This is a genomic window from Delftia sp. JD2, assembly GCF_001682645.1.
GTDB classification, from domain to species: domain Bacteria; phylum Pseudomonadota; class Gammaproteobacteria; order Burkholderiales; family Burkholderiaceae_C; genus Comamonas; species Comamonas acidovorans.
In genome coordinates, this window is sequence record NZ_LFJT01000008.1 from 66,905 (window position 1) to 80,924 (window position 14,020).

At 66.6% G+C, this 14,020-nt stretch carries 18 protein-coding genes, 1 tRNA gene and 1 pseudogene; 14 read left to right on the forward strand and 6 right to left on the reverse strand.

From position 1 onward, the window contains the following. Positions 1–29: 29 nt before the first annotated feature. The gene (locus ACM14_RS06600; RefSeq protein ID WP_065345683.1) at positions 30–977 is read right to left on the reverse strand and encodes a folate-binding protein YgfZ; all 948 of its coding nucleotides are present in this window, start codon (positions 975–977) and stop codon (positions 30–32) included. A gap of 46 nt (positions 978–1,023) precedes the next feature. On the opposite strand from ACM14_RS06600, the gene mltG reads away from it, so the two are divergent. From mltG to ACM14_RS06630, 6 genes are all read left to right on the forward strand, one after another. Further along, a complete protein-coding gene (mltG, locus tag ACM14_RS06605) occupies positions 1,024–2,037 on the forward strand; it encodes an endolytic transglycosylase MltG (protein ID WP_084027324.1) in 1,014 nt (337 codons plus the stop codon). Positions 2,038–2,094: 57 nt separating this feature from the next. Continuing rightward, positions 2,095–2,781 (forward strand): dTMP kinase, encoded by a 687-nt coding sequence (tmk, locus tag ACM14_RS06610; RefSeq protein ID WP_012205226.1) that lies wholly within the window; start codon positions 2,095–2,097, stop codon positions 2,779–2,781. Continuing rightward, on the forward strand, positions 2,778–3,827 hold the full coding sequence (locus tag ACM14_RS06615) for a DNA polymerase III subunit delta' (RefSeq protein WP_065345684.1): 1,050 nt from the start codon (positions 2,778–2,780) through the stop codon (positions 3,825–3,827). The genes tmk and ACM14_RS06615 overlap by 4 nt, the downstream gene beginning before the upstream one ends. Positions 3,828–3,969: 142 nt before the next feature. Next, the gene (locus ACM14_RS06620; RefSeq protein WP_012205228.1) at positions 3,970–4,329 is read left to right on the forward strand and encodes a PilZ domain-containing protein; all 360 of its coding nucleotides are present in this window, start codon (positions 3,970–3,972) and stop codon (positions 4,327–4,329) included. An 83-nt stretch (positions 4,330–4,412) separates the two neighbouring features. Then, on the forward strand, positions 4,413–5,225 hold the full coding sequence (locus ACM14_RS06625; RefSeq protein WP_034392844.1) for a TatD family hydrolase: 813 nt from the start codon (positions 4,413–4,415) through the stop codon (positions 5,223–5,225). Beyond that, positions 5,216–5,959, forward strand: a complete 744-nt coding sequence (locus tag ACM14_RS06630) for an ankyrin repeat domain-containing protein (protein WP_065345685.1) — start codon at positions 5,216–5,218, stop codon at positions 5,957–5,959. Before ACM14_RS06625 ends, ACM14_RS06630 begins: the two co-directional genes overlap by 10 nt. Positions 5,960–6,004: 45 nt before the next feature. Here the strand turns inward: ACM14_RS06630 and msbA are convergent, their stop codons facing one another. Further along, positions 6,005–7,822 (reverse strand): lipid A export permease/ATP-binding protein MsbA, encoded by a 1,818-nt coding sequence (gene msbA / locus ACM14_RS06635; RefSeq protein ID WP_013802698.1) that lies wholly within the window; start codon positions 7,820–7,822, stop codon positions 6,005–6,007. Between the two features lie 189 nt (positions 7,823–8,011). On the opposite strand from msbA, the gene tolB reads away from it, so the two are divergent. The 5 genes from tolB to ACM14_RS06660 all read left to right on the forward strand — a co-directional run bounded on the left by tolB (position 8,012) and on the right by ACM14_RS06660 (position 11,704). Then, positions 8,012–9,331, forward strand: coding sequence for a Tol-Pal system beta propeller repeat protein TolB (gene tolB / locus ACM14_RS06640; RefSeq protein WP_013802697.1), 1,320 nt, complete (start codon positions 8,012–8,014; stop codon positions 9,329–9,331). Positions 9,332–9,408: 77 nt separating this feature from the next. Further along, a complete protein-coding gene (gene pal / locus ACM14_RS06645) occupies positions 9,409–9,951 on the forward strand; it encodes a peptidoglycan-associated lipoprotein Pal (protein ID WP_013802696.1) in 543 nt (180 codons plus the stop codon). Beyond that, a complete protein-coding gene (ybgF, locus tag ACM14_RS06650) occupies positions 9,951–10,733 on the forward strand; it encodes a tol-pal system protein YbgF (protein ID WP_012205234.1) in 783 nt (260 codons plus the stop codon). Before pal ends, ybgF begins: the two co-directional genes overlap by 1 nt. Then, positions 10,733–11,560 (forward strand): ThiF family adenylyltransferase, encoded by an 828-nt coding sequence (locus ACM14_RS06655; RefSeq protein ID WP_065345686.1) that lies wholly within the window; start codon positions 10,733–10,735, stop codon positions 11,558–11,560. Before ybgF ends, ACM14_RS06655 begins: the two co-directional genes overlap by 1 nt. A 68-nt stretch (positions 11,561–11,628) precedes the next feature. Further along, a tRNA-Lys gene (locus ACM14_RS06660) sits at positions 11,629–11,704 on the forward strand. A 76-nt stretch (positions 11,705–11,780) separates the two neighbouring features. Here the strand turns inward: ACM14_RS06660 and ACM14_RS06665 are convergent. Together ACM14_RS06665 and ACM14_RS32715 are read right to left on the reverse strand one after the other, a co-directional pair. Then, entirely contained in the window at positions 11,781–11,987 is a 207-nt protein-coding gene (locus tag ACM14_RS06665; protein ID WP_254662009.1) for a tyrosine-type recombinase/integrase, read from the reverse strand. A gap of 131 nt (positions 11,988–12,118) precedes the next feature. Beyond that, positions 12,119–12,364: pseudogene (locus tag ACM14_RS32715) on the reverse strand (site-specific integrase); the annotation flags it as partial. A 108-nt stretch (positions 12,365–12,472) separates the two neighbouring features. On the opposite strand from ACM14_RS32715, the gene ACM14_RS32020 reads away from it, so the two are divergent. Beyond that, positions 12,473–12,637: a hypothetical protein gene (locus ACM14_RS32020; RefSeq protein ID WP_175403245.1), complete on the forward strand. Its 165-nt coding sequence runs from the start codon at positions 12,473–12,475 to the stop codon at positions 12,635–12,637. A 321-nt stretch (positions 12,638–12,958) separates the two neighbouring features. Here ACM14_RS32020 and ACM14_RS06670 read toward each other — a convergent pair whose 3' ends face one another. Both ACM14_RS06670 and ACM14_RS06675 read right to left on the reverse strand, forming a co-directional pair. Then, complete coding sequence (locus ACM14_RS06670) at positions 12,959–13,150, reverse strand: hypothetical protein (RefSeq protein WP_065345687.1); 192 nt, start codon at positions 13,148–13,150, stop codon at positions 12,959–12,961. A 6-nt stretch (positions 13,151–13,156) separates the two neighbouring features. Continuing rightward, positions 13,157–13,369, reverse strand: a complete 213-nt coding sequence (locus ACM14_RS06675; RefSeq protein WP_065345688.1) for a hypothetical protein — start codon at positions 13,367–13,369, stop codon at positions 13,157–13,159. 7 nt (positions 13,370–13,376) lie between these two features. Between ACM14_RS06675 and ACM14_RS32720 the strand changes: the two genes are divergently transcribed. Further along, on the forward strand, positions 13,377–13,700 hold the full coding sequence (locus ACM14_RS32720; protein ID WP_084027321.1) for a phage tail assembly chaperone: 324 nt from the start codon (positions 13,377–13,379) through the stop codon (positions 13,698–13,700). After that, positions 13,625–14,020, forward strand: coding sequence for a hypothetical protein (locus ACM14_RS06680; protein ID WP_065345689.1), 396 nt, complete (start codon positions 13,625–13,627; stop codon positions 14,018–14,020). Before ACM14_RS32720 ends, ACM14_RS06680 begins: the two co-directional genes overlap by 76 nt.

The following is a 14,020-nucleotide window of genomic DNA, read 5'->3' on the forward strand; positions in this document are numbered from 1 at the left end:
TGCAGCTCAGGCGGTGCAAGGCTCAAATCTCAGATGTCCTCGCGCAACGCGTAGGGCAGGGGCTTGAGCTGCAGCGCCACGGCCTGTGCGGCATCGGCGCGCTGGCCTTCGCCCAGGGCGGCATGAGCCAGCAGGGGCTGGTCGGCCGAGCTGGTCTGCATGGAGACGATGGCGTCCCAGCCCCCGCCAGGCGCCGGGGCGGCCTGGACCACGGTGCCGGTGGCCTGCTCCAGGTCCTCGGGCGTGAAGACCTCCATGCCGGTGGCCAGCGGCTGCTGTGCATGGGCAAGGTAGGCGCGGCGCTTGAGCGTGCCCCGGAACTGGCTGCGGGCCACCACTTCCTGGCCTGGGTAGCAGCCCTTCTTGAAATTCACGCCCTCCACCGATTCGTAGTTGAGCATCTGCGGCACAAAGGCATCCACCACAGGCGCCGACAGCGTGGCAATGCCGCTGGCGACTTCGCTCCAGAGCCAGTCGGCCTCGCTGAGTGCAGGGCCTTCGGGCAGGGGCGCGCCCACGGGCGCCACGCGCAGGGCGCGCGGCTGGCCGGCGGCCGGGTACAGGGCGATCAGGCTGGCGTCGCCGTCATCGGTCTTGGACCAGGGCACGGCTGTCCGGCCCAGGGCCTGCGCGGCGGCATCGCCAGCCAGCCCGTGCAGCGTGAATTCTGCCGTGGCGTCGCTGAGCTTGCACTTGGCGCGCAGCACGAACATGGACAGGCGCTTGAGCGTGGGTGCCAGCAGGCTGCGGTCGCACAGCAGCAGGATCTCGTCCTTGCTGCGCTTGAAGCCGATGAAGCTGGCCAGCATGCGCCCCTTGGCCGTGCAGAACGCCGCCAGACGCGCATGCTGCAGATCCAGCAGCGCGAAGTCGTTGGTCAGCTGTCCATGCAGGAACTGGGCGGCGTCTTCGCCGAGGGCGCGTATCACGCCGAGATGGGAAACGGAAGCAATGCCGTTCAGTAAAGGCTGGGTCATGGCTGAATTATGATCAGCCGCTCTATTGCTTGCTTGGACCGAGGTTGTGCGCTTTATCTTTCGCGCTTTGATGATGTTGCTGGTGCTGGCCGCCGTGCTGGCCGGTGCCGGCTGGTGGTGGCTGAACCAGCCGCTGCCGCTGGCCCAGCCCACGCTGGAGCTGGAGGTCGAGCCCGGCACCACGCCGCGTGGCGTGGCCCGCGAAGTGGTCAAGGCCGGCGTGCAGACCGATGCGCGGCTGCTGTACGCCTGGTTCCGCGTCTCGGGGCAGGACCGGCAGATCAAGGCCGGCAACTATGAGCTGACCACGGGCCTGACGCCCTATGTGCTGCTGCAAAAACTCGCGCGCGGCGAGGAATCGCTCAAGGCCCTGACCCTGGTGGAAGGCTGGAACTGGCGCCAGGTGCGCGCCGCCCTGGCCCGCGAGGAATTCCTGCGCCAGGAAAGCGCAGGCATGGACGACGCTGCCCTCATGCAGGCCCTGGGCCGCGCGGGCGTGGCGCCCGAGGGCCGCTTCTTCCCCGATACCTATACCTATGCCAAGGGCAGCTCCGACCTGGCCGTGCTGCGCCGCGCCCTGCACGCCATGGACCGGCGCCTGGCCGATGTCTGGGCGCTGCGCTCGGCCGACACGCCGCTCAAGACGCCCGACGAAGCGCTGGTCCTGGCCAGCATCGTCGAGAAGGAAACCGGCCGCGCGGCCGATCGCGCACAGATTGCCGGTGTCTTCAGCAACCGCCTGCGCATCGGCATGCTGCTGCAGACCGATCCCACCGTGATCTACGGCCTGGGCGAGAAATTCGATGGCAACCTGCGCCGCCGCGACCTGCAGACCGATACTCCCTGGAACACCTACACCCGCGCGGGCCTGCCGCCCACGCCCATCGCCATGCCCGGCAAGGCCGCCCTCATGGCCGCCGTGCAGCCCGGACAGACCAAGGCGCTGTACTTTGTGGCGCGTGGCGATGGCACCAGCCATTTCAGTGCCTCGCTGGACGAGCACAACCGCGCCGTGAACCGCTACCAGCGCGGCCAGCAAAGCCCTGGGCAAAAGCCCTGAGATATTCCCCCAGGGCTGCTGCGCTCTGCACAGCGCTTGCGTATCCTCTCTTTCCATATGACCACTGCAACTCCCGCCGGCCTGTTCATCAGCTTCGAAGGCATCGATGGCGCCGGCAAGTCCTCGCACATCGCGTCGCTGGCCCAGGCTTTCCGTGACCAGGGCCGCACGGTGACGCTCACCCGCGAGCCCGGCGGCACGCCGCTGGCCGAAAAGCTGCGCGCGCTGATGCTGCACGACGCCATGGACCCGCTGACCGAGGCTCTGATCGCCTTTGCCGCGCGACGCGACCACTTGGTGCAGGTGATCGAGCCCGCGCTGGCGCGCGGCGAAGTCGTGCTCTGCGACCGCTTCACCGATGCCACCTTTGCCTACCAGGGCGCGGGCCGGGGCTTCGACCTGCAGCCGCTGGCCACGCTGGAGCGTATGGTGCAGACGGGCACCGCCCCCCAGCCCGATCTGCTGCGCGAGCCCCACCTGACGCTCTGGTTCGACCTGCCCGCCGAGGTGGCCGCCGAGCGCCTGGCCTCGGCCCGTGTCCCGGACCGCTTCGAGTCCGAGCCCGGCAGCTTTTTCGCACGCGTGGCCCAGGGCTATGCGGCGCGCGCTGCCGCCGCGCCCCAGCGCTTTGCGCGCATCGACTCCAACGCCAGCCGGCATGCGGTCTGGCAGCAGATCACGCAGGTCATGGTGCGCCGGGGCTGGCTGGCCATCATGGTCGGCGGACAGGCAGGTGCCGCATGAGCGAGGCCCTGCCACAACCGGCCGAGACCGACACCGCCTGGATCGCCGGGCAACGCACGCGCCTGCTGGCCCAGCGCGGCCACGCCTGGCTGCTGCAGGGGCCTTCCGGCCTGGGCCAGTACGCGCTGTCGCTGTCGCTGGTGCGCGCCTGGCTGTGCGAATCGCCGTCGCCCCAGGGGGCCTGTGGCCACTGCGGCAGCTGCCACGCCATCGACGTGCGCGCCCATGCCGATCTGTGCGTGCTCATGCCCGAGGTGCAGATGATGGCGCTGGGCTGGCCGCTGCCCGAAAAGGCCCAGGCCGACATCGACGACAAGAAACGCAAGCCCAGCAAGGAAATCCGTGTCGAGGCCATGCGCGACGCCGTGGAGTTCTGCCAGCGCACCAGCGCGCGCGGGCTCGGCAAGGCCGTGCTGGTCTACCCGGCCGAGCAGATGAACGCCATCACGGCCAATGCGCTGCTCAAGACGCTGGAGGAGCCGCCGGGCGATGCCCGCTTCGTGCTGGCCAGCGAGGCGGCCCACCAGCTGCTGCCCACCATCCGCAGCCGTTGCCTGACCCACACCATGGCCTGGCCCGATCAGCAAGAGGCCCTGGACTGGCTGCAGGGGCAGGGCGTGGCCCCGGAAGCGGCCGACGTGGCGCTGCGCGCCGCAGGCGGGCGGCCTGGCGACGCGCTGGCATTGGCGCACAGCGGTGGCGGCAAGGACATGGCCGCATGGTCCCAGTTGCCGCGCGCGCTGGCCAAGGGCGATGTGGCGGCCCTGGCCGCCTATGCTCCGCCCCATGCCGTGGAGGCCTTGCAGAAGATCTGCCACGACCTGATGGCCCTGGCCGCAGGCGCCGCGCCGCGCTACTTCACGCCGGCCGACCTGCCGTCACGGCCGCTGGACATGGGCCTGCTGGCCGAATGGTCACGCGCCCTGGCCCAGGCTGCGCGCACGGCGGACCACCCCTTCAACGCCGGACTCATGACCGAGGCCCTGGCCGCCGAGGCCCGGCGCGTGCTCATGTCCGGCCAGCCTGCCCGTCAGCGCCGGGGATGAGGCGCGGAGCGGGGCGTGGCGGCAGTGCAGCAGCGCGGCTGGGTGCTTTTCGCCACATGAAAGCCCGTCCTGTTAACCTACAGCCCTGGGCCCGGTGCCGATCGCGCCGGCCGCTCACCGAACCAATGTCTGCAAACCATCCATGAGCACCGCACCCACCACACCCCGTCCCAGCGTGATGCAACTGGCGATCAAGGAAAAGGCCGCGCTGTACGCCGCCTACATTCCCATGTTCGCCGAAGGGGGCGTTTTCGTGCCCACGCAGCGTGAGTACCGTCTTGGCGATGATGTCTACGTGCTGCTGACCCTGCCCGACGAGCCGCAGCGCTATCCCGTGGCCGGCCGCGTGGCGTGGATCACGCCCGCGCGCGCCTCGGGCAACCGCACGCAGGGCATAGGCATACAGTTCCCCAAGGACGAGAAGTCCGCCGAGCTCAAGGCCAAGATCGAGAACATCCTGGGCTCGGCCCTGGCATCGGACAAGGCCACGCAGACGGTCTGAGTCCTGCGCCTGCCTCTGCCCGCATGCCGACACGGAGGAAATGCTCTCCGGTCGGCATGCCTGTTTCTGAACCACGAGATTCCATGTTTACCGATTCCCACTGCCATCTGAATTTCCCCGAGCTGCAAAGCCGCCTGCCCGAGATCCGCGAGGCCATGGCGGCCGCGCGCGTCACGCGTGCGCTGTGCATCTGCACCACGATGGAGGAATTCGGCGACGTGCACCAGCTGGCGCTGGACCACGACAATTTCTGGGCGACGGTGGGCGTGCACCCCGATACGGAACACATGACCGAGCCCAGCGTGGCCGACCTGGTCGAGCGCGCCGCCCTGGCGCGCGTGGTGGCCATCGGCGAAACGGGCCTGGACTACTACGGCATGGAAGACCGCAAGGGCGGGCGCACCATTGCCGACCTGGAATGGCAGCGCGAGCGCTTTCGCGTGCACATCCGTGCGGCGCGCCAGACGCAAAAGCCCCTGGTCATCCACACGCGCAGTGCCTCTGATGACACGCTGGCCATCCTGCGCGAAGAAGGCGAGGACGGCTCGGCAGGCCAGGCCGGCGGCGTGTTCCACTGCTTCACCGAAACCATGGAGGTCGCGCGTGCGGCGCTGGACCTGGGCTACTACATCTCCATGTCGGGCATCGTCACCTTCAAGAACGCCCAGCACCTGCGCGACGTGGCCGCCTTCGTGCCGGCCGACCGCCTGCTGATCGAGACCGACAGCCCCTACCTGGCGCCCGTTCCCTATCGCGGCAAGACCAACAATCCGTCGTATGTGCCGTACGTGGCCCAGCAGATTGCACAGGTGCGCGGCATGGCCGTGGAGGACGTGGCGGCCCTGACCAGTGCCAACTTCGACCAGCTTTTCAAGGGGGTTGTCGCATGCGACTGAATGCTGCGGCCAGTGGCCGCGTGGGCATGGGCGTGGACGTGCGCCGGCGCCACTGGCTGGCCCAGGCCGGCCAGGCCGTGGTGGCCCTGGCCGCAGCCAGCGGCGGGCTGGCGCATGCCAGCCAGTACGACGACTATGTGCGCGCCATCATCAGCGACAACGAGCGCGCCATGGTCAACCTGATCTTTCGCGGCTTCGACCCCAACACCCGCGACACGCGCGGCCGCCCGGGCCTGGTAGCGGCCCTGCACCAGGGCTCGCTGGGCGTGTTCGACGTGCTGCTCAAATCCCCGGGCATCAAGGTCAACGAGGCCTCCCAGCAGGGCGAAACGCCGCTGATGATGGCCTGCATCAAAGGCCACCTGGACCTGGCCAAGGAACTCATACGCCGGGGCGCCGATGTCAACCGCCCTGGCTGGACACCGCTGCACTACGCCACCTCGGCCGACCTGCCCAAGACGCTGGACATCGTCAAGCTGCTGCTGGACAACAGCGCCTACATCGACGCCGACTCGCCCAACGGCACCACCCCGCTGATGCTGGCCGCCCAATACAGCAGCGAAGCCGTGGTGGACCTGCTGATCACCGAGGGCGCCGACGTCATCCTGCGCAACCAGCGTGGCTTCACCGCAGCCGACTTTGCCCGGCAGGTGGACCGCCAATACATGGTGGACAAACTCACCAAGGCCATCAAGGCCGAGCGCAAGACCCAGCCTTCGCGCGGAAGCTGGTAGCAGCAAGCCAGGCGGGTGGCACTGCCGGTGCCGCTGCTGTCCACATCAGGTTGTGTGATTCCTGCTCAATCGGGCGTACAGGCCGTCCCGCGCCAGCAGCTCGGCATGCGTGCCCTGCTCGGCAATGCGGCCGCGCTCCATCACCACCACGCGGTCGGCATGCTCGATGGTCGAGAGCCGGTGGGCGATGACCAGGGTCGTGCGGCCCTGCATCAGCCGCGTCAGCGCCTCCTGCACCAGGCGCTCGGATTCGTTGTCCAGGGCCGAGGTGGCCTCGTCCAGGATCAGGATGGGCGCATCCTTGTACAGCGCCCGCGCAATCGCCAGCCGCTGGCGCTGGCCCCCCGACAGCTGGCTGGCGTTGTGGCCCACCACCGTCTGCAGGCCGTTGGACAGGCCGCGCACATGGGAGCCCAGATTGGCGGCATCCAGCGCGGCCCACAGCTGGGCCTCGTCTTCCACCCCGCCCAGCGCCACGTTGGCGGCAATGGTGTCGTTGAACATCACCACATCCTGGCTGACCATGGCGAACTGCTGGCGCAGCGCGGCCAGATCCCATTCGGGCAGGGGCGTTCCGTCCAGCAGCAACTGGCCGCCCGTGGGCTGCAAAAAGCGTGGCAGCAGGTTCACCAGCGTGGTCTTGCCCGCACCGGAGGGGCCGACCAGGGCCACCACCTCGCCCGGGCGCACGCGCAGGTCCACATGGCTCAGTGCGGGTGCCTTGTCCTCGCCAAACTGCACGGACACGTCGCGCAACTCGATCTCGCCACGCGCCTTGCCTGGCACCTGCGTGCCGCCGGTCTCGTCGCCCGAGCCCTCCAGCAGATGCAGGCCCCGCTCCAGCGCCGCCACGCCACGCGTGATGGGGTTGGCCACATCGGCCAGGCGTCGGATAGGGGCAATCAGCATCAGCATGGCCGTGATGAAGGCCGCAAAGCTGCCCACCGTCACATCCTGCACATTGGCCGCAGCAGCGCCCGTACCCCGGCTTTGCCACAGCGCAATGCAGATCACGGCCGACAGTGCGGCGGCGGCCAGCAACTGGGTCAGCGGCGTCATGGCCGCCGAGGCGATGGTAGCCTTGATGGCCAGCTTGCGCAGCTGCCCGCTCAGGCCGCCAAAGCGCTTTTGCTGGCCCTGTTGCGCGCCATGCAGGCGCACCATGCGGTGGGCCAGAACGTTCTCTTCCACCACATAGGCCAGGGAATCGGTGGCCTCCTGGCTGATCTTGGTGATGCGGTACAGGCGGCGCGACAGCGTCTTCATGATCCAGGCCACGCCCGGCACCACGGCCGCCACCACCAGCGTCAGCTGCCAGTTCAGATACAGCAGGTAGCCCAGCAGCGCCACCAGCGTGAAACCGTCGCGCGAGATGCCCAGCATGGCCTGCACCAGCAGCGTGGAGCCGGTCTGCACCTCATAGACCACGGTATTGGACAGCGATGAGGCCGACTGGCGCGAGAACAGCGCCATATCGGCCGCCAGCAGCCGCTCGAACAGGCGCTTGCGCAGCGCCAGCATGCCCTCGTTGGCAATGCGCGCCAGCGCGTACTGGCCCACGAACTGCGACAGGCCCCGCACCAGGAACACGCCGATGATGGCCAGCGGCACCGACCACAGTGGCAGCGTGCCGTCGGTGAAGCCGCTGTCCAGCAGCGGCTGCAGCAGGGCAGGGATCAATGGCTCGGTGACCGCGCCCACCAGCGTGGCAGCCACGGCCAGCGTCCAGGCCAGGCGCTGGCCACCAAAGTAGGGTGACAGGCGCTTGAGGCGCTGCGACAGGGTCAGGGTGCTGGCGAGATCAAGGGCCGCCGGTGCGGCGGACGGCGCAGGGGCCGGCGGCGGTGAGGATGGTGCTTGCATGAAGCGCGGATTTTACGGCGGGCTTGCCTGGGGCTGCCTCATGGGGAACTGATGCGGCTGGCGGGGATCGAGAAAGCCTGGGCCGACAGACCCTACAGTGCACGTTCTTACATCGTGACGCATCCAGTGTGTGTAACATTCGCACCTGTGCAAGTACCGGGGTCTTCCCGTAGATATTGATGAATGCCAATGACTATTGACCGACTCCTTTCTCCCTCCTCCCTGGCGGCCGTGCCGCGCACTTCGCGCCGAACCCTGCTGGCCGCTCTCGCCTCAACCCCCGCAATTCCCGCGCTGGCCCAGTTCCGCGTCGAAGTGACGGGCGTGGGCCTGACCCAGTTGCCCATCGCCATTGCAGCATTCAAGGGAGAAGGGCAGGCGCCCCAGAAGATCTCGGCCATCATCCAGGCTGACCTGGAGCGCAGCGGTCAATTCCGCGCCGTGGACACGGCCGGCGTGCAACTGGACGAAACCTCACGCCCCGACGTTGCCATGTGGCGCCAAAAGAGCGCTGACTCGCTGGCCGTGGGCAGCATCACGCGCCTGGCCGATGGCCGCTACGACGTGCGCTTTCGCCTCTGGGACGTGGTCAAGGGCCAGGACCTGGGGGGCCAGGGCTTTGCCGTCACCACCGGCGACCTGCGCCTGGTGGCCCACCGCATCTCCGACTACATCTACGAGAAACTCACGGGCGAGAAGGGCGTGTTCTCCACACGCATCGCCTACGTGACCAAGGCGGGCAGCAACTACCGCCTGTGGGTGGCCGATGCCGATGGCGAGAACGCCCAGTCGGCCCTGTCCAGCCCGGAACCCATCATCTCGCCCGCTTGGTCGCCCACCGGCACGCAGCTGGCCTACGTGTCCTTCGAATCGCGCAAGCCCGTGGTCTATGTACACGATGTGGCCAGTGGCCGCCGGCGCCTGGTTGCCAACTTTCGGGGCTCCAACAGCGCACCGGCCTGGTCGCCTGACGGCAACTCCCTGGCCGTCACGCTCAGCCGCGATGGCGGCTCGCAGTTGTACCTGATCAGCGCCCAGGGCGGCGAGCCGCGCCGACTGATGCAAAGCAGCGGCATCGACACCGAGCCGAACTTTTCCAGCGACGGCCGCTCCATCTACTTCGTCAGCGACCGTGGCGGTGCTCCGCAGATCTACAAGGTGCCGGCCTCGGGTGGCAGTGCGGAACGCGTCACCTTCACCGGCAACTACAACATCTCGCCCAGCGTCAGCCCCGATGGAAAGTGGCTTGCCTACGTCTCGCGCGTGGGCGGGGGCTTCAAGCTCCACGTCATGGACCTGGGCACCGGCACAGTGAATGCCATCACCGACACCACGGCCGACGAAAGCCCCAGCTTCGCCCCCAACAGCCGCCTGATCGTCTACGCCACCCTGCAGCAGGGCCGCGAATCCCTGATGACCACCACGCTCGACGGCAAGATCAAGGCACGGCTGGCAGGGCAGGGCGGCGACATCCGCGAGCCCGACTGGGGTCCGTTCCAGCGCCAGTGATATCCGGCTTCCCCGATTTCTTTTCAGTCAACCAGTCAACTCAGCACGAAGTCCACCCGGACATACGGAGATTTTTCATGATCACCATCAAACGACTTTCCCTGGCACTTGCAGTCACCGCACTCATGGCAGGTTGCAGCTCGGGCGTCAAACTTGACGAAACCCCGGTCACCGACGCGGGCGCCACCAGCACGGGCCAGGGCAGCGGCGCCGGCACCGGCAGCACCTCGCAAAGCGGCATCTCGGGCGTGGACCTGACCGGCTCGGCCGCCGACAAGGCAGGTCCCCAGGGCGTCAGCCGCGTCGTCTACTTCGACTTCGACAGCTACGTCGTCAAGGCCGATGCCCAGCCCCAGATCGAAGCCCATGCACGCTTCCTGAAGGCATCTTCCGCTCGCAAGGTCCAGATCGAAGGCCACACCGACGAGCGCGGCGGCCGCGAATACAACCTGGCCCTGGGCCAAAAGCGCGCCGAAGCCGTGCGCCGCTCGCTGGGCCTGCTGGGCGTCAGCGATGCGCAAATGGAAGCCGTGAGCTACGGCAAGGAAAAGCCTGCCTCCGAAGGCCATTCCGAAGACGCCTACGCGCAAAACCGCCGCGCTGAACTGTCCTACCGTTGATGAACATGCAGCGCTCCCCGATCCTGCATCGCACCGCGCTGCGCACGCTGCTGGCGGCCGGCCTGATGGCCGGCTACGCCGCCAGCGGCCATGCCGCACTGTTCGGCGATGACGAGGCGCGCCGCGCCATCCTGGAAATGCGCCAGCGCGTCGACAGCATGCAGCAGTCGCAGCAGCGCATGACCGAGGAAAGCTCGCAAACGCGCCGTGGCCTGCTCGAATTGCAGTCGCAGATCGAGCAGCTCAAGTCCGAGCAAGCCAAGCTGCGCGGCCAGAACGAGCAGCTGCTGCGCGATGTGGCCGAGCTGCAGCGCGGCCAGCGCGACATCGCCAAGGGCGTGGACGAGCGCCTGCGCCAGTTTGAGCCCGTCACGGTGACGGTGGACGGCCAGGAATTCGCGGCCGACCCGGCAGAGAAGCGCGACTTCGAAGCCGCCCTGGCGCAGTTCCGCGCAGGCAGCTTTGCCGAAGCCGGCACGGCGTTCTCGTCTTTCCTGAACCAGTGGCCCAAGAGCGGCTACGTGCCCTCGGCACGCTTTTGGTTGGGCAACGCGCAGTACGCCAATCGCAACTACAAGGACGCGATCACCAACTTCCGCGCGCTGCTGGCAGCAGCTCCTATGCACGGCCGGGCGCCGGAGGCGGCACTGTCCATCGCCAACTGCCAGATCGAGATGAAGGACACCAAGGGCGCGCGCAAGACGCTGGAAGACCTGATCAAGGCCTATCCGAATGCCGAAGCCACGGCTGCGGCCAAGAACCGTCTCGCCAGCCTCAAGTGATGAACGACACGGCTTCTTCATCCCTTCCGGAAGAAGACAAGACAGCGCCTGAAGCAGGCGCTGTTTTTTCTGATGCCGACCTGCAGCGCCGCTTCGGCGGCCTGGAGCGCCTGTATGGCGTGCCGGGCGCCGCGCGCATCCGCGCCGCGCATGTTGTCGTGGTGGGCATCGGCGGCGTGGGCTCCTGGACCGCCGAGGCGCTGGCGCGCAGCGGCGTGGGTGAACTCACCCTCATCGACATGGACCATGTCGCCGAGTCCAACATCAACCGCCAGATCCATGCACTCACCACCACCGTGGGCCAGGCCAAGATCGAGGCCATGCGCGAGCGCATCGCCCAGATCAACCCCGCCTGCCGCGTGCACTGCATCGACGACTTCGTTGACCCGGACAACTGGCTGCGCCTGCTGCCCCCGGGCGCCGGCGCCGTCATCGACGCCTGCGACCAGGTCAAGGCCAAGACCGCCATGGCCGCCCATGCGCGCGCCACGCGGCAATGCTTCATCTCCGTGGGTGCAGCGGGCGGCAAGCGCCTGGCTCACAAGGTCGATATCGACGACCTCAGCGCCACCACGCACGACCCGTTGCTGGCCCAACTGCGCTACCGCCTGCGCCGCGAGCACGGCGCACCCAAGGAAGGCAAGCGCATCGGCATCGCCTGCGTCTTCAGCCGCGAGGCCGTCGCCCCGCCCGATGCCTCTTGCGCCATCGAAGGCGACGGCACGCTGAACTGCCACGGCTACGGCTCGGTAGTGGCCGTCACCGCCACCTTCGGCCAGTGCGCCGCAGGCTGGGTCATCGATCAACTGAGCCGCATCAAGAATTGAAGCGTAAATTTTGGTGCTAGAATCTATGTCTTCGCTAAGCAGCATCTGATGCATGCAAAGCGTGGTTCGGGTCTTTAGCTCAGTCGGTAGAGCAGCGGACTTTTAATCCGTTGGTCGCGAGTTCGAATCTCGCAGGACCCACCAACTAAATACCAACGAAATCAAGCCCTTACGCCACAAGCGTAGGGGCTTTTTTCTTGTCGTCGGGGGTCTGCTCTGACTAAAACATGACCGCGTTTGCGTACTGGGCCAGATGCTCCGGCGCCAGGGCATATTTCTTCACCATTTCCAGCGTCTTCCAGCCTCCCAGCTCCTTCAGTACGAACAGGGGTGTGCCGGATCGGACATGCCAGCTCGCCCAGGTGTGCCGCAGGTCATGGACGCGGAAATTCTCGACACCGGCTGCGGCGAAGGCCCGGGCAAGCATTCTCGCGCATCGACCTGCTTCACAGGTGCCCCGGTAGGCCGCGTGAAGACGTTGACGCCTTTGGGGCGCGCGTTCAGCACGTCGAGCGCTTCGCTGTTGAGCGGGATCACTCGCGCGGAACCCGATTTGGAAGCATTGGCGCTGGCCCACGCCGTCGAGCGCTTGAGATACACCTTGTACCAAGTCAGCGTGAGGATCTCCGCACTTCGCATGCCAGTGGCAAGGGCGAAGCGGCAGATGTCCCGCATCCAGTCCTGAGGCAAGGCCATGATGAAGGCGCGGGCCTGCTGGCGTGTCAGGAGCCGAATGCGAACCGCTGGCTCCCGGTAGTTGCTGAGAATGGGCGCACGTCCAAGCCACTGCGTCTTCTCGCACATGTTGAGCAGGATCTCAGTGTCATCGCCCTCGCTTCTCTCGCTGGCTGCGCAACTAATTCGGGCATCGTTGACTTGGGAGGAGGCAACTATGTGTATGAGAAGGAGGACATGACGGCCTACAACGGTAGTGCTACCAAGGTGGAGATTCTCAAAGAAGCCGCCGCGTTTTGCTCCAAGCAGGGAAAGCAGATGATTGTGCAAAGCTCTTCGGCAAAGCCATCCACGATCGGTTCATCGTACGCTGGTGCTGAGGTCCAGTTCGCTTGTAAGTGACTATGAGTATTGGCTTCTTCTGAGGCGTAGGCGCAAGAGTTGATCGGCCAACAATGGTCAACGACAGCCCGGTCACTTGGTTTTTTGCAACTTGTAAATTGGTGAAACGCCACTGATCTTGGAGAGGGTCATGTAGTTTTCCATCGCGGCGGCGTTCTGGGGCAGGGCGCCAGCATGATGGCGTTGGCCAGGGCACGGGAGTCAGTTGAACCAGGCCTTCATGGCCTTGAGCAATTCAGAGGGCCGTTTGCACTTGAAGCCGGTCCAGAAGCCGGTGGCGAATATGCCGACAAACGTCAGCAGGATGAGATCGACCATAAGTCAATCGCCAATAGCGGCCAGTACGAGGTCGGCGGTGCTGGCAAAGGACTCGGCCTCCGCCACGGTCTGGGCTTCCACGATGTCGAACTTGGCGCCCTTGAGGTTGTCGTCCAGCTCGCGCAGGTAGTCGGTCGCGGCGCGGTCGTGGACCACCTGCACGAACAGGAAGGTCAGTTCATCGTCGTTCTGCATCCACGATCACCTTGGCGGCAGCCGCACGGTCATCGGGTACGCATCGGTGAAGACGATCACGAAGTCCTTCTTGTCCGACTTGCCTGCCAGCTTGATAGCGGCAGTCAGCTCTTCTGCCAGAGGTGTGGAGCTGCGTGGGCCACGGGCAGCGAAGACTTCGGCCAGCTTGCTGGCGTCCACGCCAGCGAACGATTCAACGCCCTGGCAGTTGAACACCACCAGGCCGATGCCATCACTGTCCAGCTTGGCCAGGTCGCGGGTGGCCGCCTGCGACTGGGTGACGCTGCGCGCCCAGGAGACGGGCGATCCCGTGCCAGAGGCGTGGCGTGCCTATCGGCAGGCCCTGCGCGACATCAGCAGCCCAATGCCTACCAGCAATCCCAGGCCGCCAGCGGCGCAGGGGCGGGCGCCATCTTGGGCGCCGGCATGTCCGCTGAGGCCATGTTCTTCTGATGCGGGCCGCAGACATTGGCCATGCTTCAGTCTCTGGAGAATCCCGGCGCGCTCTTTCAATACAGCCAGGACGAGTTCCGCAATCAGCTGCAGTTGAAAGCGGACCGCCGAGCTGAAGATGCCGACCAGCGTGCAGCCGAGGCCGACGCACTCGCTGCGGCAGCACCCGGGCTCAACATGCAGGAGAAAGCCGAGAGCCTCAAGCAGAAGCGAGAGCTGACCAGCATCCGCGAAGCCCTCGTAAGAGAGGCTGCGCCATCCATCTCGGAAACCAAGATCCCCGGTGTGCGCGCGGGCATCGTGCCGACCGCTGGTGCCGACAACGCCAAGGCCAAATACGACTACGACCCGGTGAAGGTGCAGAAGGCATTGGTGAAACGACCCCGGCTCGTCTTCCGGGGGAAAAGGACACTGTGA